1 pseudogene is annotated in these 237 nt (G+C 42.6%); it reads left to right on the top strand.

Annotated elements, in window-relative coordinates:
• Positions 1-237: pseudogene (locus tag DXD12_RS15465) on the top strand (IS200/IS605 family accessory protein TnpB-related protein); the annotation flags it as partial.

Genomic DNA, 237 nt, shown 5'->3' with positions numbered 1-237 from the left:
TCCTATCTGATTCCGGTGTATGCAGAGACATGGGAAGAACTTTCAGAAATCAAAAATCTACAAAAACGCTTTAATGAGGCGGAACATCTGGTACATGAGACAAAAAAGAATCATGCCAGATTTCCGTTTGACTGTCATTTTCCTAAGATGCCATCTTATCTGAGAAGAGCGGCGATTCAACACGCACTTGGAGCAGTGTCCTCCTATCAATCACGCCTTAGTTTGTGGGAAAAGGGA

It is taken from the genome of Clostridium sp. TF11-13AC, assembly GCF_003481065.1.
GTDB classification, from domain to species: Bacteria; Bacillota; Clostridia; order Lachnospirales; family Lachnospiraceae; genus Otoolea; species Otoolea fessa.
The sequence above is the reverse complement of the archived record's forward strand: the minus strand, read 5'-3'. Positions and strand labels throughout refer to the sequence as shown.